Source organism: Enterocloster sp., assembly GCF_057861365.1.
Genome location: NZ_DBMACH010000001.1, coordinates 206,600 through 229,667, shown reverse-complemented (window position 1 = coordinate 229,667; position 23,068 = coordinate 206,600). Strand labels below are relative to the sequence as shown.

Annotated in this window: 19 protein-coding genes; 4 read left to right on the top strand and 15 right to left on the bottom strand. The window is 47.4% G+C overall.

All coding sequences use genetic code 11. The annotated features are described in order from the left end of the window. Positions 1-8: 8 nt before the first annotated feature. The 10 genes from ACZM6M_RS01200 to ACZM6M_RS01155 form a co-directional block, all read right to left on the bottom strand. Positions 9-1,163 carry a cysteine desulfurase family protein gene (locus tag ACZM6M_RS01200; RefSeq protein WP_066546272.1) on the bottom strand — a complete coding sequence of 385 codons (1,155 nt, stop codon included), beginning with the start codon at positions 1,161-1,163 and terminating at the stop codon, positions 9-11. Positions 1,164-1,178: 15 nt separating this feature from the next. Further along, on the bottom strand, positions 1,179-1,928 hold the full coding sequence (locus ACZM6M_RS01195) for a 16S rRNA (uracil(1498)-N(3))-methyltransferase (protein ID WP_296035007.1): 750 nt from the start codon (positions 1,926-1,928) through the stop codon (positions 1,179-1,181). 3 nt (positions 1,929-1,931) lie between these two features. Further along, positions 1,932-2,888: a 50S ribosomal protein L11 methyltransferase gene (prmA, locus tag ACZM6M_RS01190; RefSeq protein WP_417301113.1), complete on the bottom strand. Its 957-nt coding sequence runs from the start codon at positions 2,886-2,888 to the stop codon at positions 1,932-1,934. 56 nt (positions 2,889-2,944) lie between these two features. Then, complete coding sequence (locus tag ACZM6M_RS01185) at positions 2,945-3,700, bottom strand: sulfite exporter TauE/SafE family protein (protein WP_081422903.1); 756 nt, start codon at positions 3,698-3,700, stop codon at positions 2,945-2,947. Positions 3,701-4,060: 360 nt separating this feature from the next. After that, on the bottom strand, positions 4,061-5,698 hold the full coding sequence (ilvD, locus tag ACZM6M_RS01180) for a dihydroxy-acid dehydratase (protein WP_066546255.1): 1,638 nt from the start codon (positions 5,696-5,698) through the stop codon (positions 4,061-4,063). Between the two features lie 31 nt (positions 5,699-5,729). Further along, on the bottom strand, positions 5,730-7,091 hold the full coding sequence (locus ACZM6M_RS01175) for a PTS transporter subunit IIC (RefSeq protein ID WP_178276073.1): 1,362 nt from the start codon (positions 7,089-7,091) through the stop codon (positions 5,730-5,732). Between the two features lie 46 nt (positions 7,092-7,137). Continuing rightward, complete coding sequence (locus tag ACZM6M_RS01170; RefSeq protein ID WP_066546250.1) at positions 7,138-7,416, bottom strand: PTS sugar transporter subunit IIB; 279 nt, start codon at positions 7,414-7,416, stop codon at positions 7,138-7,140. 3 nt (positions 7,417-7,419) lie between these two features. After that, complete coding sequence (locus ACZM6M_RS01165; protein WP_066546246.1) at positions 7,420-7,896, bottom strand: PTS sugar transporter subunit IIA; 477 nt, start codon at positions 7,894-7,896, stop codon at positions 7,420-7,422. Between the two features lies 1 nt (position 7,897). Then, on the bottom strand, positions 7,898-8,539 hold the full coding sequence (locus tag ACZM6M_RS01160) for a bifunctional 4-hydroxy-2-oxoglutarate aldolase/2-dehydro-3-deoxy-phosphogluconate aldolase (protein ID WP_066546243.1): 642 nt from the start codon (positions 8,537-8,539) through the stop codon (positions 7,898-7,900). 57 nt (positions 8,540-8,596) lie between these two features. After that, complete coding sequence (locus ACZM6M_RS01155; protein ID WP_337433678.1) at positions 8,597-11,479, bottom strand: sigma 54-interacting transcriptional regulator; 2,883 nt, start codon at positions 11,477-11,479, stop codon at positions 8,597-8,599. 225 nt (positions 11,480-11,704) lie between these two features. On the opposite strand from ACZM6M_RS01155, the gene ACZM6M_RS01150 reads away from it, so the two are divergent. Genes ACZM6M_RS01150 through ACZM6M_RS01140 form a run of 3 tightly spaced genes read left to right on the top strand, consistent with a single transcriptional unit; the run spans position 11,705 to position 15,780 of the window. Then, a complete protein-coding gene (locus ACZM6M_RS01150; protein ID WP_337433677.1) occupies positions 11,705-13,429 on the top strand; it encodes an ABC transporter ATP-binding protein in 1,725 nt (574 codons plus the stop codon). Next, on the top strand, positions 13,429-15,321 hold the full coding sequence (locus ACZM6M_RS01145) for an ABC transporter ATP-binding protein (protein ID WP_489489397.1): 1,893 nt from the start codon (positions 13,429-13,431) through the stop codon (positions 15,319-15,321). The genes ACZM6M_RS01150 and ACZM6M_RS01145 overlap by 1 nt, the downstream gene beginning before the upstream one ends. An 18-nt stretch (positions 15,322-15,339) precedes the next feature. Beyond that, positions 15,340-15,780 (top strand): MarR family winged helix-turn-helix transcriptional regulator, encoded by a 441-nt coding sequence (locus tag ACZM6M_RS01140; protein ID WP_337434613.1) that lies wholly within the window; start codon positions 15,340-15,342, stop codon positions 15,778-15,780. Here ACZM6M_RS01140 and ACZM6M_RS01135 read toward each other — a convergent pair. From ACZM6M_RS01135 to ACZM6M_RS01115, 5 genes are all read right to left on the bottom strand, one after another. Then, entirely contained in the window at positions 15,777-17,105 is a 1,329-nt protein-coding gene (locus tag ACZM6M_RS01135; protein WP_489489613.1) for a replication-associated recombination protein A, read from the bottom strand. The two genes, ACZM6M_RS01140 and ACZM6M_RS01135, sit on opposite strands and share 4 nt — an antisense overlap. 68 nt (positions 17,106-17,173) lie before the next feature. Further along, the gene (gene rsmH, locus ACZM6M_RS01130; protein WP_418762646.1) at positions 17,174-18,331 is read right to left on the bottom strand and encodes a 16S rRNA (cytosine(1402)-N(4))-methyltransferase RsmH; all 1,158 of its coding nucleotides are present in this window, start codon (positions 18,329-18,331) and stop codon (positions 17,174-17,176) included. Position 18,332: 1 nt separating this feature from the next. Further along, the gene (recQ, locus tag ACZM6M_RS01125; RefSeq protein WP_337434614.1) at positions 18,333-20,189 is read right to left on the bottom strand and encodes a DNA helicase RecQ; all 1,857 of its coding nucleotides are present in this window, start codon (positions 20,187-20,189) and stop codon (positions 18,333-18,335) included. 5 nt (positions 20,190-20,194) lie between these two features. Continuing rightward, positions 20,195-21,229, bottom strand: a complete 1,035-nt coding sequence (locus ACZM6M_RS01120) for a transglutaminase domain-containing protein (RefSeq protein ID WP_337434615.1) — start codon at positions 21,227-21,229, stop codon at positions 20,195-20,197. 220 nt (positions 21,230-21,449) lie between these two features. Beyond that, positions 21,450-21,989 (bottom strand): GNAT family N-acetyltransferase, encoded by a 540-nt coding sequence (locus tag ACZM6M_RS01115; RefSeq protein WP_066546209.1) that lies wholly within the window; start codon positions 21,987-21,989, stop codon positions 21,450-21,452. An 81-nt stretch (positions 21,990-22,070) separates the two neighbouring features. Here ACZM6M_RS01115 and ACZM6M_RS01110 point away from each other — a divergent pair, with 81 nt between their 5' ends. Beyond that, positions 22,071-22,922: a MerR family transcriptional regulator gene (locus tag ACZM6M_RS01110; RefSeq protein WP_337434617.1), complete on the top strand. Its 852-nt coding sequence runs from the start codon at positions 22,071-22,073 to the stop codon at positions 22,920-22,922. Positions 22,923-23,068: the final 146 nt, after the last annotated feature.

The window sequence follows — 23,068 nt, the reverse complement described above, 5'->3', positions numbered from 1 at the left end:
ACTGACAGCTACGCTCTGTAATAGCGTCTCAAAACCGGAAGCAGCTCCTTTAATACATCCATGCAATAGTCGATCTCTTCCTTTGTGTTAAAAAGGCCGAAGCTGAACCGGAGGGTAGAATCCAAAAGCTCCTTTTTTACTCCCACAGCCTTTAAGGTGCCGCTGATAGCGGGGTGATTGGAGGAGCAGGCAGAGCCTGAGGATACATAGATTTCCTTATCCTCCAGGGCGTGGAGAAGCACCTCACTGCGGACGCCCTTAAAGCTTAGGCTGACGATCTGGGGAGCGCTTAAACCGCCCTTCTGGCTGTTTACGGTTACATCCTCAAGCTCCAACGCACGGTCAATGAAATAATCCTTTAAACCGGTGATTTTCCCAATTTTAGCCTCATGATCCCGGTACATCTCCTGAGCGGCAAGCCCCAGACCCGCAATACCCGGAACATTTTCCGTGCCGGAGCGCAGATCCCTCTGCTGGCCGCCGCCGTAAAGAAGGGGCTTAATCTTTACCTTTTCATCTATATAGAGAAAACCTACGCCCTTTGGCCCGTGGATCTTGTGGCCGCTGACGCTTAAAAGGTCAATTCCCTGCTTCTTGGGCCGGATTACTATTTTACCATAAGCCTGGATAGCGTCCACATGGAAAATAATGTTTTTTCCCTTTCCGTGTACCAGAGATGCGATCTCTTCTACGGGCTCAATGGCCCCGATTTCATTGTTTACATACATCACAGATACAAGAATCGTATCGGGACGGATGGACTGCTCCAGTTCCTCTAAGGAAATGTGTCCCTCACTGTCCACGGAAAGATAAGTCACCTCAAAGCCAAGAGACTCTAAAAATGCCAGGGGCTGATACACGGAAGCATGCTCGATCCGTGTACTGATGATGTGTTTTCCCGCCCTCTGGTTGGCAAGGGCTGTGCCGATCAGAGCCATATTGTTGGACTCCGTACCACCGGAGGTAAAGAGGATTTCCTTTTCCTTTACCTTCAGGGTCTTTGCGATCTGGGAAGCGGCATTTTTTACATACTGCTCTGCCTCCATTCCCTTTCTGTGGCGGGCAGAGGGATTTCCGTAATCCTCTGTCATAAGCTTCACCGTCAGGTCCTTTACTTCATCTAAAACCCTGGTGGTGGCTGAATTGTCAAAATATACTTCCATACTGCTGATCCTTTCTCAAAATGCCCCTTCCAGCTTCATCATAAGCACCGAAAGAATGGCAAGCCCTGCTGTCTCTGTCCTCAAAATCCTGCTTCCAAGGCTCACCGGACAGACGCCCATTTCAAGAGCCTGACGGATCTCCCCTTCGTCAAATCCCCCCTCCGGACCGATAAATACTGCAATTTTCTGGCCGGGAGCTGTCTTCTCCAAAGCCTGCTTCATGGCGTCCATCCCCTTTTCCTGCTCATATGGGATCAGGCACAGGCCAAATTCCCTGTCATGAACAAAGGAAAATGCCTCTTTTAAGGTCATCACCAGCTCCACCTGGGGGATCCGGCTGCGCTTTGACTGCTTGGCTGCACTTTCCGCAATGGCCTGCCAGCGCTTTTTCTTGGCCTGCGCCTTCTTTTCATCCAGCCGCACCACCGCATTTTTCGTGGCAACAGGAACCACGGCAGAAGCTCCCAGCTCCACTGCCTTCTGGATGATAAGTTCCATCTTATCTGCTTTTGGAAGGCCCTGAAAGAGCCAAATCTCGGCAGGAAGCTCCATCCGGCTGTCACAGACAGAATGGATTCTCACCACAGCCCGATCCGGCTCAAAGGCCTCTACCTCACAGGTATAGTCGCGGCCTGTGCCGTCGCTGATCAAAACTTCTTCCCCCGGCTTCATGCGGAGCACATGTTTCATATGGTTTACATCCGGCCCGGTAATGAAGATGGTATCCTCTGCCACCTGGGTCGGATCGGCAAAAAAATGATGCATCTCTTACTTCTTTCTGGCTGTGACAGACACCCACTCGCCCTGATATGTGATCTCGGTTACTTCCAGCTCCTGATTTGCCGCAAAGGCCGCCTTTACTGCCTCTTCCTTCATATTGATAATTCCGGAGGTGATAAAATATCCGCCTTTTTTCAGATGAGCCGGAATCTCATCTACAAGGAGAATAATTACATCTGCAAGGATATTTGCAACCACGATATCGTATTTCTCATATCCGGCCCAGTCCTTTACCGCCTGATCGTCAATGATATTTCCCTGAAGCACATGGAAGCTGTCGCTGGAAATGGAGTTAGCCTCCAGATTCTCTCCCACTGCCGTAATGGCATTTTCATCCAGATCTGTTCCCCAGACCTCCTTTGCTCCCAGCTTTAAGGCTGTAATGCCTAAAATGCCGCTGCCTGTTCCCACGTCCAGAATCTCAGCCTGTCCGTGAACGTGCTTTTCCAGCTGGCGGATACAAAGCTGGGTGGTTTCGTGCATCCCCGTGCCGAAGGCTGTGCCGGGATCGATCTGAACCAGAAGCTTGTCCTTATGCTCCTCAGGGATAGGCTCCCAGGTGGGTTTGATCAGGATATGGTCTACGGTAAAGGGCTTAAAATACTGCTTCCAGTTATTGATCCAGTCCTTGTCCTCTGTTTCAGAAGCCTCAATGGTGCGTGCTCCCAGATTGGTAAATAAAGCCAGCTCGTCCAGTCCCTCATTGACCTTTTTCAGCATTTCCGCCACATCCGCATCATCATCCAGATAGAAGCTTACTTTGGCAATGCCCTCGTCCGGCGGAAGCTCCGGAAGGATATCGATGAACATTCCCTTTGTCTCTTTTTCTGTAAGCGGAATATTATCCTCGATCTCAATTCCTTCGATCCCGATGTCATCAAACATACTGCTGACCAGATCTACGGCCTCTGTGGTAGTTGTAAGTGTAAATTTCTTCCATTTCATAAGCATTTCTCCTGATTCAAATAAGGTTTTCAGTTACAGTTTTCCGGCCTTCCTCTTTATGCTCCGGCAATGATCTTAAGGAACAAAATTCCTAACACAACAAGTACCATGGGGCGGACAATCTTCTGGCCGTCATGGACCACCAGTCCTGCTCCCAGATAATGGCCTGCTACCGAACAGACAGAAGCGGCTGCTCCCAATGTATAATACACATTTCCCGTAAGGATAAATGTGACAAGTGCGGAGATATTGGACGACAGATTGATCACCTTGGTCTGGGCTGCAGCTGTGCGCATATCCATCCGGGCTGCTCCCGTAAGCACCAGGATCAGAAAGGTTCCCGTACCTGGGCCGTAAAAGCCGTCATAGGTTCCGATCACAAAGGAGGCTGCCAGTGAGATCACACAGACGCGCCTTTTGGAAATGGTTCCCGTCCGTTCACTGTCTCCCATATTTTTATTGCGAAGCACATAGTAGGCTACAATGGGAAGGATCACGATCATCATGCTCCGGATCACCGAATCCGGTACCCGGAGGGCAATCTGCGCTCCCAGCACAGAGCCTGTCATGGCAAACACAGCCGAAACAGCGGCAACAGCAATCTTTCCTTTCAGATATCCGTGCTTTAAAAGACGGGCTGTGGAAACCAGAGTACCAATGGTAGAGCTCATCTTATTCGTTCCCAGAGCCATGTGGGCCGGCACCCCTGCGATCATATAGCCGGGCAGGGAGATCAGTCCGCCTCCCCCTGCAATGGAGTCTACCAGACCTGCTAAAAATACCAGGGGGCAGACAATTAAATACTGCATCACGTTTTTATTCCTCTTTTCCTGCAATAAAGCAACCTATATATTAGCACAGAAACATAGGACTGGCAATAAGAGGCAAATTTTTTTTGCAATAAAACAGGCTGCCTGTGCATTAACCTTATGAACGGATGAAACAGAAGAAAAACCATTCCCCTGCTGCGTTACCCGGCAGAGAAATCACAAAACAAAGTATGAAATTCCCTGATTGCATTACACTCCATCACACATACAGGCCCTGCGGGGCCACGGGGATGGCAGAGGGGAAAGGTGAGATACAAAAGAGCCGCAGCCTGTAGGATTCCCATCGGAATCGCTTACAGGCTGCGGCATTTTTTATAAGTCTTTGCTCGAAACAGCTAGTTTTTAAATATGAAATGTGGCTCCCTGCCTTGCATTTCCCACCATTGCTGCATATCTTCCAAGAAGGCCCTTTTCTTTTTTCTTTTCGCCATGCTCCCATGCATTGCGGCGCGAAATCAGCTCTTCGTCAGAAACATCCAAATGAATCATTCCCTTATATAAATCCACCTGAATCCTGTCACCATTCTTTACAAGAGCGATTGGACCTCCTTCCTCTGCCTCCGGACAGAGATAGCCGATGCTTAAGCCTCCGCTCGCTCCGGAAAAACGTCCGTCCGTGATCACAGCTGTCCGGGGGATTCCCTTTATAATCTCCGTAATTCGATGCAGTTCCTTCATTCCAGGGCCTCCCTTGGGGCCCTCATAACGCACGATCACCGCATCTCCCTCATGGATAGCATGATCTCTGAATGCAGCATAACAGGCATCCTCTCCATCAAAGACCTTCGCAGTGCCTTCAAATACCCTTACATTTTCAGGCACAGCCGATGTTTTTACCAAAGCTCCCTGAGGCGCCAGATTTCCATATAAAACCTGGATTCCATTTGCCTTTTCCAAGGGCTCTCCGGCCGTATGGATCACGGTTCTGTCTCCGTCCTTGGTCTGCTCCAGAATCTCTCCTAAGGACAGGCCGCACACATTCAGGCACTCCCCGTGAAGTTTGTCCCGCAGTTCCTTCATAACAGCTGGTATTCCTCCTGCATAGTGAAGATCTACAGCTGTCAGATTCCCATTTGGAACGATTCCGCAAAGCACCGGTGTTTTGGAAGTGATCTTTGCTATATCATCCCAATCCAGCTCCAGCCCCAGTTCTGCTGCCAGAGCCGGAAGATGAATCATGGCATTTAAGGATCCGCCGATTGCGCTTAAAAGCGTCACGGTGTTTTCCAGAGCTTCTTTTGTTATAATCTGTGAAGGACGTATCTGCTGTTCTACCAGCTTCATAACCGTACTTCCTGATTCTCTGGCTGAAAATCTTCTCATGCTGGTACTGGATGGAATCAGGCTGCTTCCGGGAAGCATCATTCCCAGAGATTCACACAGAGCCCCCATTGTATTGGCAGTTCCCAGGAATGGGCAGACTCCCGGCCCTGTATAATATTTCAGCGTTCCCTCGATGAGCTGGCGTTCCGTAATCTCTCCCCTTAAGAAGCGCTGTCTTAATTCCTTTGACTCATTGGGTTTTATTTGAGCAAAACAGGGGCCTGCGGTAACGATCACGGACGGAAGATCAATACGTGCCGCTGCATTCAGCATGGCTGGTATGATTTTGTCACAGGACGCCATGTAAACAACACCGTCAAACACTCCTTCTCCTACTACCATTGCTTCAATGGAATCTGTAACAATCTCTCTGTGGGGCAGACAGTAACGCATCCCTGAATGTCCCTGCGCAATCCCGTCGCACATCGCAATTGTATTAAATTCTACAGGCTCTCCCCCAGCCTCTAAAATCCCTTTTTTTACCTCTTCTGCCAGCTTCTTTAATGGTTCATGTCCCGGACAGATCTCATTCCAGCTGTTTGCAATGGCAATCAGCGGTTTCTTTTCCAGCGCATCAACAGAAACACCGGCTGCTGCTAAATGTGCTTTTGATATGGCCCGCTGAAATGGCTCTAATCGGTCAATGGCTCTCTGCATTACTTATTTCCTCCCTGTTTTATTGTGATATTCAGGCCTGTTCTCCCTGTGCTGCCATCTCTGCTTTCTTTTTATTGATACGGCTCATAACCATCCAGGTACCTCCCACAACAAGCACAAGAAGAGGAACACTGATATACAAATTGCTGATAAATGCTTTGTAGACAAGAAAGCTTACAGTCAGGCTGGTTGCAGCAAAGGACGTAATCAGTCCTTCTCCAAGATCAAGTCCCACGCTGAGAGCCAGCTCAGTTAAAACCGGTGCAGTTGCTGTTCCTGCAAGCAGGATAGCTCCCGTACAGACAAGGCCCATAATGATATTTTTGAAAAGATTTCCTCTTGTGACAGCTACAACAAGGGCTACACGGAATGTCACCACAGCCAGATCCGCAAAAGGAAGAACACGGTTGCCCGGAAGAACGGCTGCCATTAAAATAGTCATCGGAATCACGATTAAGGAAGTTGTAATTACATCCGGATTTCCTACTACAACAGCAGCATCCAGACCAATGAGGAACTTTCTTCCCTTAAATTTCTTCTGCGTAAAGTTTTTGGCTGCCTCTGAAATCGGCATAAGTCCTTCCATAAACAGAGAAGTCATCTTTGGAATGAGAACCATAACAGCCGCCATATTTACGCCCAGAGAAAGGATGGAGGCAAGATTATATTTTGCAAGTACACCGATGATACAGCCTAAAATCAGGCCCATCATGGTTGGCTCACCGAAAAAGCCAAGGTATTTCTGGGCGTCCTTAATCTCAAAATCAATTTTATTGATTCCGGGAATCCGGTCTAAAATCCAGTTTAACGGTGCTGCAATTACGATGGATGACAATGCAGACATAGTTGGAAGGGACACTCCGGGAATCCCGAAATATTCTTCTACTAAAGGTGCAGTCCAGTCGGACATTTTAAATGTGACGATAGCCATTACAACGGTAGCAGCAATTCCCAAAGCCACATTTTTTGTCACAAAATAAACCATGATTCCCACAATCGCCATGTGGTGGTAGTTCCAGATATCTACATCCAACGTATCTGTAGCCTTTAATGCCAGCATAATGATATTGGTAGCCAGAATACAGAAAATTAAAATTGCAATAATCGGAGAAGACCATGTAACTGCCGCGATCGCTCCCCATCCCACATCCAGGATATCCAGCTTAATGCCGAAATTTTCTACCATTGCCTGAGCAGCAGGACCCAGATTGCTTTTTAGCATATTGATAACCAGATTGATGCCTGCAAAACCAATTCCGATTGTCAAACCGGAACGGAACGCTTTTGATAATTTTACCTGAAAAATCAGTCCTACGATTGTGATGATAATCGGCAGCATTACAACCGCCCCTGCATCCAGAATCACATTAAATATATTGTAAATAATCTGCATAACTGCATTCCTCTTTTTCTATCTGTAATACTCCCCAGTATGTTTTTTATCGAACATAGTCAAGAATTTGATCCAGAGTTTCCTCTTCTCCGATTCCCGTTAATAAAGAAATAGCGCCTACAACGGGAATATTTACATTTCCTCCTGTGAACTTTCCTGTTGTTACTAAAAGGTCAAAATTATCTGCCTTGGCATTTACCTCTAAAAGCTTACACTGTGTGACTGTAACAGCAATGCCGTTTTCCTCACATTTCTCACGGATCTTTGTTGCTACTACGGTTGATGTTGCGATCCCATTTCCACATGCCACTAATATTCTCTTCATCTCTTAATTCTCCTTTTCCTCTAATAAAAATCTGCTGATCAACTCTCCTGCTTTTTCTGAATCATCTGTTTCTGTAATCTCTTTTACTGCTGCCTGATCCTGAATCAGGCCAACGATCTTCTGAAGCATTTCAATATGTCCGTGAGCTTCTGTAAGAGCCAGCATAATAACCAGCTTTACCGGAACATCATAATCCGGCTCATCCATTGCATGAAAGGCTGCGGGCTCCTTTAAAATACCGACGCAGATTGCCGCTTTATTTACATGGCTGATATCTGCATGAGGAATTGCCACGTTAATTCCCCCTGTATTAAGCCCTGTTGGAAACTCCTGTTCCCGGTCTAAAATTGCCTTTTTATATGTTTCTTTTACAATTCCCCTTTTGCAGAGATTATCGGCCATAGCCGATAATACCTCTGTATTCGTTAAATGGGTGTCGAATCTTAAAATAAACGATTCATCAAATATAATTGCACTCATTTCATTCCTCCTGTGCTTCCCTTAACTGCCTGATTTTCTTTTCTGCTTCCCTGATTGATGTTCTTAAGTGTTCTTCTCTCTGCTCAATGATATCCTGACGGTTAAAAATACCGGAAGCGATTCCCGCAAATGATGCTCCTGCATTAAAAAATTCTTCCAGATTTTCCACATTTACTCCTCCTACTGCCATCAGAGGCAGTCTGCCAAGAGGCGCCTGGATATCTGAAAAGAACCTGCTTCCCAGTCGTCCTGCCGGGAATACCTTTACGATATCTGCTCCATCCTGAATGCTTTTCCATATTTCCGATGGTGAGAATGCTCCCGGAACTGATATAACACCTCTTTCTCTGCACAAATCCAGTATTTCCTTATCAAATACAGTTGGAGAAAGTAAAAAGGCTGCACCTGCATCAATTGCCTGCTGCGCTTCCGTGTATGTAAGAACCGTTCCAGCTCCTACCAGAATGGAATCTCCAAATTCCTCACGGATTTTCCGAATCGTTTCCAAAGCTCCAGGCGTGTTCATGGTAATTTCAACCGCCTTAAGCTCTGTCCCTATCAGATTTTTTACAACGGTATGTATTTGATCGTAGGTATAGCCTCTTAAGATAACAGTTACTTTGGGAAAATCATTTACTTTCATTTAATCAGCTCCTTTCCTGCTCGTTATACCTTATATATGAGCAAGAATGATGCCAACTTATTTGACTGTTTTTGTATAATTACACAAAATTCCATATATCTCATCTGGGGTATGGCATGAGCGTATTCTGGAAACCATGATTTCATCAGAAATAACCTGATAAAACTGCTCAAAATATTTTGTCGATTTTTCATTTAAAGCCAGAACACATACAAGATCTACCGTATTAAATCCATCCCAGACAATGGGTTTGTCCAATTTTGTAATGCATATGACTGGTTTTGTAACCAGATTTCCCGCACCGTGGGGAATTGCGATCCCTCCCTTCAAAAATGTAGGCATCATGCCCTCTCTTTTATAAACGCTTAAAAGAAACTCCGACTGAACCAATCCCTTTTCAGCCATTGCTTCCACACACTGATCTAAAATCTGCTCCTTGTAAGCAAAATCTTCCTGTATAAAAATGAGATCTCTAAAAATCACATCCTGAAGGCAATTCTGCTCTTTGAAGAAATGGCGTTTCAAAATCTGACGCAGTGTCCTGATTCCCTCTTTTGCATAAATTTCTGAAACCGATAAAAACGGGTACTGCGTCTGCTTTGGGTCAATGGTTCCCGCAATAGCTAAAATTTCATATTCTTCTTCGGATGCGCGGATCAGCTCTGTAATATCCGTATTTTCAATATATCCTTTTGTAATGATCCTCACGTTCCCCAGAGTGCTTTTTAAACGCTCTTCCAGATAGCTCTTTAACATTCTGGCAGCTCCCTCGCCCGTAATACACAAACAGAGAACTGCTTTTTCTCTGGGTTTACGCGTCTGACGCTTTGCAGGTGAGAACTGCTTCCAGTCAAGTACCTTTGCAATTGTTTCCAGGCTTTCATCTGTCCAGTAGGTTCTTCGGATTGCTTCAATAACCATCATTGTATCCGTTCTTCCTACAATTTTTACAGTAATTCCTGTTTCCTTTTTCACCTTTTCTTCCATATCTAAAAGGGAACCCATATCCGCCAGAATCAAAACGCCTTTTCCCTGGTCGATCCGGCGCACGGCTTCCATTGTTCGTTCCGCCATCTGAACCGGCGTATCTTTGATCCCCATATCCACTCCTACCGCATGACTGACTCCCATAATAGAGTTGGCTACCTCTGCCATGGCGCTGGCTACAGGCCCATGGGAAACTACCGCAACACCCACACAGCCTTCCTTCCTGTGCTTTTCCTGAAAGCGGTGAAAATACATTGCTAAAAATCCGGCTTCTTCTTTGTAAAAACAAACATAGTATTTTTTGCAGATATAATTCAGGATTTCTTTTGCAGCCTCATATTCATCCCTGTAAAGTTCTCCCAGATTCTTAATTCCCTTCTCTACGATCCGCTCCTGCTGTTTTAACCGTTCACAGGCCATTTTCAGATGGATTGCCAGCGGAATAATCATCTCCCGCTTCAGATACGGAAGCCTTTGACTGGCCAGTTCATACACTTCTTTTGCCATCTCCATTACGTCGCTTCCTGTAATGTGAGAAAGTTCTTCCAGGCTTAAGCTCGCTTCCTCCACCTGGCGGATATGGAGCTGAAAACTGCTCTCAATTTCTCTCAAAAGCTTTTCTTCAATTTCATTTTCTTTTAATCCCTCTTTTGTCAAAGCACTGTAGCGTTCCTCCAGATCACGGTAAATATCCCAGCCATTATCCGTTTCAGCTGTCGTAACTGCCGGCATATCCGGTGTAAATATCTCATCTTCCGGTACCAGCTCCGCCAGACGGGAATGTTCTCCAGAAGATATAGGCTCCGTTTTGTTTCCAGAAAGAGCCTCCATTCCCACAATCATCTTTGATCTTCTTTTTGTTCTGCCGTCCAGAAAGGCTCTTGCACAGCAGACTTGTATATCTGCCTTTAACTGCCCCACATTTCCCTGGTATTCCTCATCTGCCATATAGCGGATCACTTCTGCCCGAACCAGCACAGGCGCATTCAAACGTCTCGATTCTATCCAGAAAAACAGACGGATAAACTGCAGCTTTTCCTTTAATGGCCGTTCTTTCAGGGATGGAATTTCAATCATCATGGGAATACGTCTCCTGAATGTAAGAAGCAGGGAGCTTCTTGGATCTTCCGTTGTTGCTGCAATAATCATCAGATGACTTTCCCGCTGTGCCTCTGTCTCTCCCAGGCGGCGGAATTTCCCCTTATCCATCAAATAAAACAAAATTTCCTGTCCTTCTGGTGGAAGCCGGTGAACCTCATCCAAAAAGAGGATTCCCCCGTCACACTGTTCCACGATTCCTTTTTTATTCTCAGATGCACCTGTAAAGGCACCTTTGGAATAACCGAACAGCTGTGACAAAAGAAGCTGGGGATTGTCTGCATAATCTGCACAGTTAAATGCAAAATATGGGGCATCCGAAGCAAAATTGTCCGTTGTCACTGCATATTCATGCATGATTTCTGCCAGATAGCTCTTTCCTACGCCGGAAGGACCGTAAAGAAGACAATGAAGACCTTTAGGCGGATACAAGATTGCTGCCTGTACCTGCTTGATCTGGCTTTTCATACTTCCCGCATAACCGATCACCTTTGAAAAAAAGCGGCTCCCATCCTGAATTTCTTCTCCTGTTTTCCCATATTCCGGTTCAGGCTGCCACTCCTTTAAAAGCTCTTCCTTTAATTTTCCCACTGCGTATTTTCCAATTACATACCCCCGTTCAGCCAAACATCGTGTTAATCCCCGCTCTGTAAGATCCGGATCCATATTGAGAAGCTCCTTCATATCCTGAAACACTGCCGCTTTTCTTCGTTCCCTTGAATCTCCCAGTCCTGCCTCTTTTCTTATATTTGTAACTGTTTCTCTAAAAATTCCCAAAGTCTCCGCTATTTCCTCATCTGTCATGGGATTTCTGCTGTCTTCTGATGCAATCAGATGAATGATCTTGTCTTTCATATTGGAACTCTCCACTTCTGTAATTTATGCTGTCACTATCGCCCTTTGTACGCCTGTCTTTTATAAAAGTATACCATATCCCCTGTCTTTTTCACATTAGATTTCATTTATGCTTTCATATATTTCCTTACTTTCCCAAATAATCTTGACCTTTCCCATCCTCAGCCTTACAATAGTTGTATATGCAACTATTGCTATTACCCATAAACAGGAGGCTTACGATTTATGAAAGAATTTATGTCTTATCTGCGCCCTTACCGCCGGGATGGGATTCTGGCTGCGTTCTGCATTGTCACAGAAACCATTTTTGAGCTGGTGATCCCTCTTGTAATGGCTTCGATCGTGGATGTAGGCGTGGCGAACGGAGACCGGCGTTATATTCTGGCAAAAGGCGCACAGATGATCCTTTTTGCTCTGATCGCCCTGATCCTGGGCCAGGGTTCTGCCATTTTTTCCGCCCGGTTCGGCCATGGGCTGGGAGCCGAACTGCGCCGGGCGGAGTTTGCCCGTCTGCAGGAATTTTCCTTTGCAAACACCGACCATTTTACCACCTCTTCTCTGGTGACCCGCCTTACGGGCGATGTGACTGCCATCCAGAACTCGGTCGCTACAGGACTGAGGCCGGGACTGCGCTCCCCTATCATGATGCTCACAGCCATGACCGCTTCCTTTCTGATCAATCCCAGGCTGGCTATGGTCTTTTTAGTGGCTGCCCCTATTTTGGGCATTATGCTGTTTTTCATCATCAGCCATGTACGGCCGCTCTACTCCCGGATGCAGGGTGCCATGGATCAGGTCAACCGGATCATCCAGGAAAATCTGACTGCCATCCGGGTAGTAAAATCCTATGTACGCGGAGATTACGAAACCGCCAAATTCGAGCAGGTAAACACCGAGCTCCGGACCGCCTCTGAACAGGCCTTCCGGCTGGCAGCCTTAAATATGCCTGCCATGCAGTTTGTAATGTACGGCACCATTCTTTCCATCCTGTGGTTCGGTGGAAATATCCTTACCATCGGAGGCATCGGCGTTGGCGAACTGACCGGTTTTTTAAGCTACGTGCTTCAGGTTTTAAATTCCCTGATAATGTTTTCCAATGTGTTTTTAATGATTACGAGAGCCATGGCGTCCTGGCACCGGATCATGGAAGTGATGCATGAAGACATTGATATCAAAGAAGACCGGGCAACAGACATCCGGGTAGAACGGGGAGAAATTGAATTTAACCATGTGTCATTTAAATACAATAAGGAAAGCTCTGAGGATGTGCTTTCTGACATTTCCCTGCATATTAAGGCGGGACAGACCGTAGGCATCATCGGACAGACCGGAGCTGCCAAAAGCACACTGGTACAGCTGATCCCAAGGCTTTATGAGGCTACAAAAGGAACGGTGCTGGTAGACGGCCATCCCGTATGGGAATATCCTCTCAGAGAGCTGCGTGACTCCATTGCTGTGGTGCTGCAGAAAAACACGCTTTTTTCCGGCACCGTAAAGGATAACCTGCGATGGGGAAAGGAAACAGCCACAGATGAAGAAATTGATGCCGCCTGCCGGATCGCCTGTGCGGATGAATTTATCGGACGGCTGGCAAAGGGCTACGAAACCGAGCTGGGCCAGGGAGGCGTCAATGTGTCCGGCGGACAGAAACAGCGCCTGTGCATTGCCAGAGCTATTTTAAAAGCCCCCAAAGTTCTGATCCTGGACGATTCCACCAGCGCTGTGGATACTGCCACTGAGGCAAAGATCCGGGAAGGGCTGGCAAAAAGCCTTCCGGACACCACCAAGATCATCATTGCCCAGCGCATCTCCTCGGTACTCCACGCAGACCAGATTTTTATCCTGGAGGACGGCCGGCTGGCCGGGTGCGGAACCCATGAGGAGCTTTTGAAACACAACTCCATTTATCAGGAAATCTATTATTCACAGCAGGAAGGAGCGAATCTGTAATGGCAAGAATAGCAAATTTCAGCCGTCCAAAAAACACCAGACGGGCAATCAAGCAGATGTTTGGGTATCTGGGACGGCATAAATGGTATATGTTTGCCATTGCCCTTTTAGTAGCTGCAAGCGCCATGGCAAATATCATGGGTACCTACCTTCTAAAGCCTGTGATCAACAACTACATTCTCCCCGGAGATATTCCGGGACTCATCCGCATGATCGCCCTCATGGGGCTTATGTATGCACTCGGCGCCTCAGCCTGTCTGGCCTATAACCAGCTCATGGTCCATATGTCCCAGCAGGTAGTAAGCGAAATCCGTTCTGATCTGTTTGAGCATACCCAAAAGCTTCCCCTATCCTACTTTGACGCTCATACCCACGGCGAGCTCATGAGCCGCTTTACCAATGACGTGGACACTCTGACAGAGGCCTTAAACGGCAGCTTTGCCATGATGATCCAGAGCTTTATTACCATTACCGGTACCATTACCATGCTCCTTATTTTAAGCTGGCGTCTTTCTTTGATCGTCATTTTCTTCCTTGCCTGCATGACCCTGTTCATCCGATACAACAGCCGCCGCAACCGGAAATATTTTATCCGGCAGCAGCAGTGTCTTGGAAGCATTAACGGCTTTGTAGAGGAAATGGTGGCAGGACAGAAGGTGGAAAAGGTCTTTAACCATGAACCGCAGGATTTTGAAGAATTCTGCCGCAGAAATGAAGCCCTCCGGGATGCCGGAACAAAAGCTTTAGCCTATTCCGGCATGACGATCCCCACCATTGTTTCCCTTTCCTATTTTAACTACGCCGTTTCTGCCTGTGTGGGAGGCCTCTTTGCACTGGCCGGCCTGACGGATCTGGGAACACTGGCCTCCTATCTGGTCTATGTGCGCCAGAGCGCCATGCCCATGAACCAGTTTACCCAGCAGATTAACTTTCTTTTGTCTGCCCTTTCGGGTGCAGAACGAATTTTTGACATGATGGATGAAATACCGGAAATCGACGAGGGAAACGTACGCTTATGCCAGGTTCGGGAAAATCCGATGGGACAGCTTAAGGAATGCAGCGAATTTACCGGCCGCTTTGCCTGGAAGGTTCCTGAGGAAATGGTAAAACGAACCAGACTGGATGCTCCTGTTTCCGATGGCTTTGCCTTTATTCCCCTGAAAGGAGATGTCCGTTTCAATGATGTTGTCTTTGGATATGTGCCTGAAAAGACCATCTTAAACGGCATCAGCCTGTATGCCAAGCCCGGACAGAAAATCGCCTTTGTGGGATCTACAGGAGCAGGAAAAACTACCATTATTAACCTGGTAAACCGTTTTTATGAAGTAAATGGCGGTTCTATCACCTATGACGGCATTGATATAAGGGAAATCCGAAAGGATGATCTGCGCCGTTCCATGTCCATGGTCATTCAGGATACCCATTTATTTACAGGCACCATCGCCGACAACATCCGCTACGGACGTCTGGATGCCAGCGACGAGGATGTACGGGCCGCTGCCCAGGTGGCGAACGCCCACTCCTTTATCCGCCGTCTGCCCCAGGGCTATGACACGGTGCTCCACAGCGACGGTGCCAATCTGTCTCAGGGGCAGAGACAGCTCTTAGCCATTGCCAGGGCCGCCATCTCACGGCCTCCGGTTCTGATTCTGGATGAAGCTACCAGCTCCATTGACACCCGTACAGAAAAGCTCATCGAGCAGGGTATGGACGCCCTGATGGAGGGCAGAACTGTATTTGTAATCGCCCATCGTCTCTCAACGGTGCGCCACAGCGAGGCGATCATAGTATTAGAGCACGGGGAAATCATGGAACGGGGAGATCACGACGAGCTGCTGGAACAGAAGGGACGGTACTATCAGCTTTATACCGGACAATTTGAATTGGATTGACAGAAAGGACCCTCTATTATGAATGGAAATACAGATATAAGAGATCTGATGATACAGATTGAAAAGGCCCGAAAACGGCTGGTACAGCCATTTTTACAGAATCTGGGACTTACTCTGGGCCAGGGACATGCCAGGATTTTAAACTGCCTTCTGGAGGAAGACCATCTGACCCAGACAGAGCTGGCGGGGCGCTGCCGTATGGATACAACCACCATGTCCCGGAGTCTGGATAAGCTGGAAAAATCCGGATATTTGGTACGGGAACGTGATCCGGACTGCCGAAGATCCTTTCTCATCTGCCTCACCAAGGCAGGACGTGAAGAGGCGGCCCAGATCCATCAGGGCTTTGACCGTCTTAATGATGTAATCTGTGAGGGAATGGATCCGGAAGAACAAGAGCTTCTTAAAAAAAATCTGGAACGTATCCTGAAAAATTTAAAGGAGTGTCCGGGGCTTTAATGCTCCGGCACTCCTTTATTTCTCCACTGTTTGATCCGTTCCATTCTGTCCTTTATGACCTTTTCATCCCCCTGAATTCCCGGCCTGTAATAGACACGGTTCTTTACGCTGTCTGGCAGGCACTGCATCCGCACGATTTTTTCCTTTGTATCATGGGCATACACATAGCCGTCTCCGTAATGCAGCTCCTTCATCAGGTCTGTAGGCGCATTGCGGATCACAAGAGGAACCGGCTCTGCCAGCATCTCCTTTGCATCCTCTTTGGCTGCCTCATAGGCCATATAGGAAGAATTGCTCTTGGGCGCGGTGGACAGGTAGATGACCGCATGACTTAAATGGACATTGCACTCCGGCATTCCCAGAAAATGGCAGGCCTGATAAGCAGCCACTGCCAGAGGAAGGGCGCTGCTGTCTGCCATCCCGATATCCTCACTGGCAAACCGAACCAGCCTTCTTGCCACGTAAAGGGGATCCTCTCCTGCCTCCAGCATCCGAGCCAGCCAGTATACCGCAGCATCCGGGTCAGAATTGCGCATGGATTTGTGAAGAGCCGAGATCAGATTATAATGCTCTTCTCCCTTTTTATCATAAAGCAGGCTCTTTTTCCCGATACACTGCATCAGAGTATCCATGGTCACAATGGTCTTTTCCCCGGTAATTTCCCCATTTGCCACTGCCATCTCCAGAACATTTAAGGCCGTTCTGGCATCTCCGTTTGCAAAGGCAGCAATTTTCTCAATCATCTCACTGCTTATATCCACCTTCAGGTACCCAAGCCCCTTTGGGGATGTGAGCGCCCTTCGGATCAGCTGCACCAGTTCTTCATTTGAAAGGCTGTGAAGGACAAATACACGGCACCGTGACAAAAGAGCGCTGTTGATCTCAAAGGAAGGATTTTCCGTGGTTGCCCCGATCAGGATAATACTTCCCTTCTCCACAAAAGGAAGAAAGGCATCCTGCTGTGCCTTGTTGAAGCGGTGGATCTCGTCTACGAAAAGCACGGTTTTTCCGCCCATGCGCCGTCTGCCCTCTGCCTGGGCCATCACCTCGCGGATTTCCTTGATTCCACTGGTGACAGCGCTGAAATTCACAAATTCTGCATGGGTTCTCTTTGCAATAATCCCTGCCAGCGTGGTTTTTCCCACCCCCGGAGGCCCCCAGAAAATCATAGACGGGATGCGGTCCTGCTCAATGAGCTGGCGCAAAAGCTTCCCCTTTCCCAAAAGATTCGTCTGGCCTGCAAACTCATCCAGATCCTCCGGACGCATCCGGCTTGCCAGCGGATCGTAAACTGCTTCCGTATCAAACAGCGACAGCTGTTCCATGTCCATTTTGCATGCCTCCCTTCTCCTTCTGCAAAAACCTCCTGCAGTCAATTGGTCCGTATAAAACCTTATCCCCGGATCGCCCATCGAAGCTTGGTAGAACGGGCACGTCCGTTCTTTATGCACTCCTCTGCCGAGGGACGGATCACATCAGCGGAAATCTCACTGTAAAGCCCTGCCTTCTTTCCGTCTTTAAATGCCCTTTTTACCAGTCTGTCTTCTCCGGAATGGAAGGTTAAAATCGCAGCCCTTCCTCCGGGCTTTAAGGCTCCCGGCAGTTTATCCAAAAAGGAATACAGCACCTCAAATTCGCTGTTAATGTCAATACGCAGTGCCTGAAAGCATCTCTGGCAGGACTTTTTCACAGCCTCCTTCCGATCAGCCACAGGAAGAAATACCAGGGCTTCCTCAATCAGTTCCCGAAGGCGGGTAGTTGTGTCAACGGCATTTCCATTTCTCAGCTCGCGCATCACCCTTCTGGCAATTTCTTTCGCATAAGGTTCATCGGAATTTTCCACCAGCATCCCCACAAGTTCTTCCTCGTCCAGCTCTTTTAATCGTTCCGCTGCCGTCATCCCTCTGGAAGAATCCAGGCGCAGATCCAGAGGGCCATCGGTTTTATAGGAAAATCCCCGCTCCGGGTTGTCGATCTGCATGGAAGAAACTCCCAGATCTGCCAGTATAAAATCAAAGCCTCCGGCTTCCTCTGCCACCTGGTCAATATTTGCAAAATTCAGATGCTTTATGGTCAAAATGTCAGGTCCGAATCCCCTGTCTGCCAGCCGCTTTCTTGTTTTTTCCATCTCGATGGTATCTACATCCAGCGCCCACATATGGCCCTGTCCCTTTAACTGCTCCAGCATATGGCCCGTATGGCCTCCGTAGCCCAAAGTAGCGTCCAGCCCGGTCTGTCCCGGCTGGATCTGAAGGAAATCCAGGATTTCATTTACCATAATGGAAATGTGCATACCTGCAGGAGTGCTGCCCTTACTGATGACCTTTTCAATGGTATCCCGGTACTTTTCCGGCTGATGTTCCTTATACTTTTCCTCAAATTTCCTCGGGTGGGTACCCTTGTAGCGGACACGGCGTTTGTGAGGAACGGCGGATTCACTCTGTATACCGGACTCCTGTACACCTGTCACCTGTACGCCATCCTCCCGTACACCCAAATCCTCCTGTGTCTCTGAACTGTTTATGATCTCTTTTCTCTTATCCTGATCCATTTTATGCTTCTTTCTCCTTCCATTCTCTGATGCAGGCCAGAAAACGCTCTCCATACTTTTCATACTTAAATTCGCCCACGCCGGAAACAGACAGCATTTTCTCCCTGTCCTCAGGCTTTAAAACGCACATATGAGCCAGAGTCTTATCGGAAAATACAATATAGGGCGGTACCTTTTCCTCCCTTGCCGTCTGGGCGCGGAGCTCCCTGAGCCGCTCAAATAAGGGCATATCTGCCTCTGCCATACCTGCCGAAACACCTTTTGCCTTCTTCTTTCTGCTTCCCGTATCGGTCTTTGTGTGCTCCTGCTCCTTTGCCATCTTCATCATAACCGTCTCTTCTCCTGCAAGAATCCTTCCAGAGCTTTCTGTAAGATGCACAATGGCATATTCATCATTGGTAACGGTGAGAAAACCGGACAGCTGCAGATGGTTCATCACCTGACGCAGCCTGTATACGGGAACTTTTGCCAGCTTTCCGTAGCAGATATTTCCATCCATGCGGTAATTGCGGATCTTTGCCGTGTTGGCTCCGTGAACCGTATCTATAATCACATTGATCCCATAGCGCTGTCCGCTGGTCTGCACACAGCGGATGAGCGTCTCTGCAATCTCCGTCACATCTACAGTTTCAAACTGAGTCAGGCAGTTGGAACAGTTTCCACAGTAATTGCTGCCGTATTCTCCAAAATACCGCAGGATATAATCCCTGAGACAATCATTTGTAAAGCAGTAAAATGTCATTTTCCGCAGGCGCTCCCGGTCTCTCTCCATCACGATCTGCCGCGTCATGGGATCTAAGGCATCATTTTCCTGATTATGGTCAATAAAAAACTGATTGGTAATCACATCCTGACCTCCATAGAGAAGGATACACTCCGCCGGTTCTCCGTCACGGCCCGCGCGTCCCGCCTCCTGATAATAGGATTCCATATTTTTCGGCATATTATAGTGAACCACAAAGCGCACATTGGACTTATCAATGCCCATTCCAAAGGCATTCGTCGCCACCATAATAGGGGAATGATCGTAAATAAACTCCTCCTGATTGTGCCTGCGCTCTTCATCGCCAAGCCCTGCGTGATACCGTGTCACAGGAAAGCCCTCCCGGATCAGGTTGGCGCAGACTTCCTCCACTACCTTGCGGGTAATACAGTAAATAATACCGCTTTCCCCCTTATGGCGCTCCAGATAATTCACCAGAGCCGCATACTTGTCCTTAGGGGACAGCACGCCAAAATACAGATTCCCGCGGTCAAAGCCTGTGGTAAGGACCTCCGGCTGGCGAAGCATCAGAATATCCATGATGTCATCCCGTACCTCCGCCGTAGCCGTAGCTGTAAAAGCGCTGACCACCGGGCGCACCGGAAGCTGCCGGATAAAATCCACGATTTTTAAATAGCTTGGCCTGAAATCCTGTCCCCACTGGGATACGCAGTGGGCTTCATCCACAGCCACCATGGCAATCTTTACCTGAGGATCCAGTGCAAACTGTAAAAATTCCTCTGTCATCAGCCGCTCCGGAGCCACATAGATAATAGGATACCGCCCTGCTCTGGCAAACTCCAGCGCTTTTCTGTACTGGCCGTAGGTTAAGGAACTGTTTAAGTAAGCTGCCAGGATTCCCGCCTGATTTAAGTTGCTCACCTGATCCTTCATCAGAGAAATAAGAGGCGAGATCACCAGGGTAATCCCGTCCATCATAAGGGCAGGAATCTGGTAGCAAAGAGACTTTCCGGCCCCCGTAGGCATGATTCCCAATACGTCCCTGCCTTCTAAGATTGCTTCAATTAAACGCTCCTGCCCTTCCCTGAAGCTGTCGTAGCCAAAATAATGCTTTAAAATTTCCTGTTGTGTCATTTATGTTATGTACCTTCCTGCTCTCCCTCATTAGCCTCGTCTACGGAAACACTGCTCTCCGCCCTGCCGTCCGCATAGGTCAGGCGAATCACCGCCTGAGGCCAGTTAAGCGCAATCCGCGCTGTCTTTTCCCGTTCTTCTCCTGCTTTTTTCATTAAATCTAAAAGTTCCTCCAGCACAGCCCTGGTAAGATAACCGCCTCTCCAGTGAAAAGTAAGGGGCTTTCCCTTTTTCGCTGCCTGACAGGCTCTCTTATAGACATCCTCTGCCTTTGTAAATGACAGCTTCTTTTCTTTATAATAAAAATGATCCCCGTCTGTACAGGACGGCGCCGGAGCGATTAACGGCTCATGATCTCGAAATACTGCCTTGTCATCCAGATTAAAATAGTCATACCGGATCCCGCCTTCTGCGCAGTTATGCTTTCCCAGCGTATTGTCAAAGGTAGTGTCCAGATGATAATACACGCCTCCGATCTGCACAATATTCCAGGTATGACGGTACTTGATGCCTTTTTCCGGATTATTTCCGCAGATTGCAATCATGCACCAGATCCCAAGGCCATCGCAGAGCACCTTCACTGCCTTTGCAATCCCCTCACATACTCCCACACCCTGGCCCAAAGGACCGATGATCTCATGGGAATAGGCCTTTTTCAGCTTATCGTAGCGGACATTTTCACAGATAAAATCGTGAATATACTTCTCCTTCTCCCACTCGGAAAGCTTTGCCGCCGGCCGGATCAGCTTCTCCACCCGGGACGCCAGTGCCTTTTTATGCTCCTTTATCTTTCCCTTTTCAAACAGATACTCCGGTTCAAAAATCAGATTGGGCGAATCCTGATAATATTTATAATGAAATCCACTGGCCCAGAATATCTCCGGATGATCCAGACGCAGACGGAAAAACAGGTCTGTCAGCTCCCTGCCGTCAATTCTGGGGACTAAAAAGGAATCCTCCAGATTCATAAGCCCCTGGAAAATGGCATGGTAGACGGACTGATGGTGTTTGGGTAGTTTTGTGTAGTAATATGGTTCCATTTTCGAGTTTTATATGGCCTTTCTGTTCTTATAATGGTCCAACGTCATCCCCCTGCCGGGGAATCAGGCCGACATGACATCACCGGTCTGCAGCCCTTTGCCGCTTATTTTACCGTACGGCCTGTCAAATGAGTTCAGTACCCCTATTATAACACTGAATTGCAGATTTTTGATATATTTTATTTGTTAAAAGCACCCTTCCTGCATCATAAATAAATACTCACACCTCTGCCAGCTGAATCCGCGACAAACGGAAAAACAGCTTCCCAAGCGCATATCTTTGTAAATCCATATATTCCTCCTGCGAAACAGTTCCTCCGTAATTTAAAACTTCCATGTCTCCGCCTGCACCCGTTATAAAAATGCCGGAAGAAGTGAAACCATTTTTCAGATAAAACCTCCGGCGGGCAGTCCGCTGCTGACAATTCTCTGCCATATCGTCCACACGTTCAATTAACAGCACGATTTTTTTATCCGGAAACTGCCCGCATATATGTTCCAGAATCCGGCTTCCCGTTCCTCTGCTCCGTATTTTCGATGACACTGCCAGATAATCTATCATAACCATATCTTTATATACAACAAAAACTGTAAATCCCAGAAGCTGATTTCCCTCTGCTGCCACCGCCAGCACGGCTTTTTTTCTCTTAATTGACTGGCGCAGTAAAAAAAAGGGCTTTCTTTCGCATTTTGGAAATGCTTCCATATAAATTTCTTTTATTTCCGACCACTGCTGCTTTTTAACTGATGTAAATTCCATACAATCTCCTTCTTCCTATTGACATTATTCTTATATGCCCTATCATATAATGTACAGTAAGTGTACAGTCAAGGAGTTTTTATGGAGCAAAAACACTATCTATACTCCTCCGGAGAATTTGCCAAACGTGCCGGAGTCAACAAACGAACTCTTCATTACTACAACGATATCGGCTTATTCTGTCCTGAGGTCATTGAAGAAAATGGCTATCACTATTACACCTGCTTTCAGTTCGCACAGCTGGAAATGATCCTGACACTGCGAAAAATCGGCCTGTCCATTGAAGAAATCCGGGAATATGCTTCCAGTCCATCGGACGATTCCTTTTCCCGGATAATGGAGAAAAGGAAATTATGGATTGAAGAATCCATTCAGCAGCTTTTATCTGAACAGTCATTTTTAGAACAAAAAGCGGAACGTCTTAAAATTGCTATGAACGCAAAACACGGCTCCATTCAGCTGTGCTCGCTTGCTCAGCAAAAAATTCTTATTTCTTCTGCCATTACGGGAAAATATGATGAGGCGGATTTTTCAGTTGCTGCTGATTTTTCTCTCAGGCTGAAAGAGACATTTCATCTTTATGACAGCTTCGGAAGCCGTATTTCTATGGATTCTATCCGAAGAAAGCATTTTAACAGCTACAGTTCCTTTTTTGCTTACTGCCCTCATACCTCCGAGGCATACGACGAAATACTGCCGGCGGGAACCTATCTGCGCTCCTTCTGTATTGGGACATGGGATAAGCTTCCTCAGGTATACCGGTCAATCCTTTCCTATGCCAAAGAGCATCATCTGCTTCTTACCGGCTATGCCTATGAAGAGGGGCTAAATGAAATGGCACTTAAAAATCAGGCAGATTACATCACCATGATCACGATTCCATGCAGCGTTTCTGATTTAACAGAAAAAAGGTTGTGCTTCCCAGAAAAATAGGTTATAATATACAGGTCATTTTAGTCATATAATAAAACAATTAAAAGTGAGGTGAGATCATGGACGGTAGTGATAGTCGAAGTACGGATAAGGTATTCCAACCATTTACATACACAGACAGCTTCCGACTGTCCATGGCCTGATTT

Excerpts from the sequence above, each read along its gene's own strand:
- ACZM6M_RS01115 (WP_066546209.1), bottom strand. The coding sequence starts at position 21,989 with ATGGAATTTACATCAGTTAAAAAGCAGCAGTGGTCGGAAATAAAAGAA.
- ACZM6M_RS01135 (WP_489489613.1), bottom strand. The coding sequence starts at position 17,105 with ATGGAACAGCTGTCGCTGTTTGATACGGAAGCAGTTTACGATCCGCTG.
- ACZM6M_RS01200 (WP_066546272.1), bottom strand. The coding sequence starts at position 1,163 with ATGGAAGTATATTTTGACAATTCAGCCACCACCAGGGTTTTAGATGAA.
- ACZM6M_RS01160 (WP_066546243.1), bottom strand. The coding sequence starts at position 8,539 with ATGAAAGTAAATGATTTTCCCAAAGTAACTGTTATCTTAAGAGGCTAT.
- ACZM6M_RS01120 (WP_337434615.1), bottom strand. The coding sequence starts at position 21,229 with ATGGAACCATATTACTACACAAAACTACCCAAACACCATCAGTCCGTC.
- ACZM6M_RS01155 (WP_337433678.1), bottom strand. The coding sequence starts at position 11,479 with ATGAAAGACAAGATCATTCATCTGATTGCATCAGAAGACAGCAGAAAT.
- ACZM6M_RS01175 (WP_178276073.1), bottom strand. The coding sequence starts at position 7,091 with ATGCAGATTATTTACAATATATTTAATGTGATTCTGGATGCAGGGGCG.
- ACZM6M_RS01110 (WP_337434617.1), top strand. The coding sequence starts at position 22,071 with ATGGAGCAAAAACACTATCTATACTCCTCCGGAGAATTTGCCAAACGT.
- ACZM6M_RS01145 (WP_489489397.1), top strand. The coding sequence starts at position 13,429 with ATGGCAAGAATAGCAAATTTCAGCCGTCCAAAAAACACCAGACGGGCA.
- ACZM6M_RS01170 (WP_066546250.1), bottom strand. The coding sequence starts at position 7,416 with ATGAAGAGAATATTAGTGGCATGTGGAAATGGGATCGCAACATCAACC.
- ACZM6M_RS01195 (WP_296035007.1), bottom strand. The coding sequence starts at position 1,928 with ATGCATCATTTTTTTGCCGATCCGACCCAGGTGGCAGAGGATACCATC.
- ilvD (WP_066546255.1), bottom strand. The coding sequence starts at position 5,698 with ATGCAGAGAGCCATTGACCGATTAGAGCCATTTCAGCGGGCCATATCA.
- prmA (WP_417301113.1), bottom strand. The coding sequence starts at position 2,888 with ATGAAATGGAAGAAATTTACACTTACAACTACCACAGAGGCCGTAGAT.
- rsmH (WP_418762646.1), bottom strand. The coding sequence starts at position 18,331 with ATGGATCAGGATAAGAGAAAAGAGATCATAAACAGTTCAGAGACACAG.
- recQ (WP_337434614.1), bottom strand. The coding sequence starts at position 20,189 with ATGACACAACAGGAAATTTTAAAGCATTATTTTGGCTACGACAGCTTC.
- ACZM6M_RS01165 (WP_066546246.1), bottom strand. The coding sequence starts at position 7,896 with ATGAGTGCAATTATATTTGATGAATCGTTTATTTTAAGATTCGACACC.
- ACZM6M_RS01150 (WP_337433677.1), top strand. The coding sequence starts at position 11,705 with ATGAAAGAATTTATGTCTTATCTGCGCCCTTACCGCCGGGATGGGATT.
- ACZM6M_RS01140 (WP_337434613.1), top strand. The coding sequence starts at position 15,340 with ATGAATGGAAATACAGATATAAGAGATCTGATGATACAGATTGAAAAG.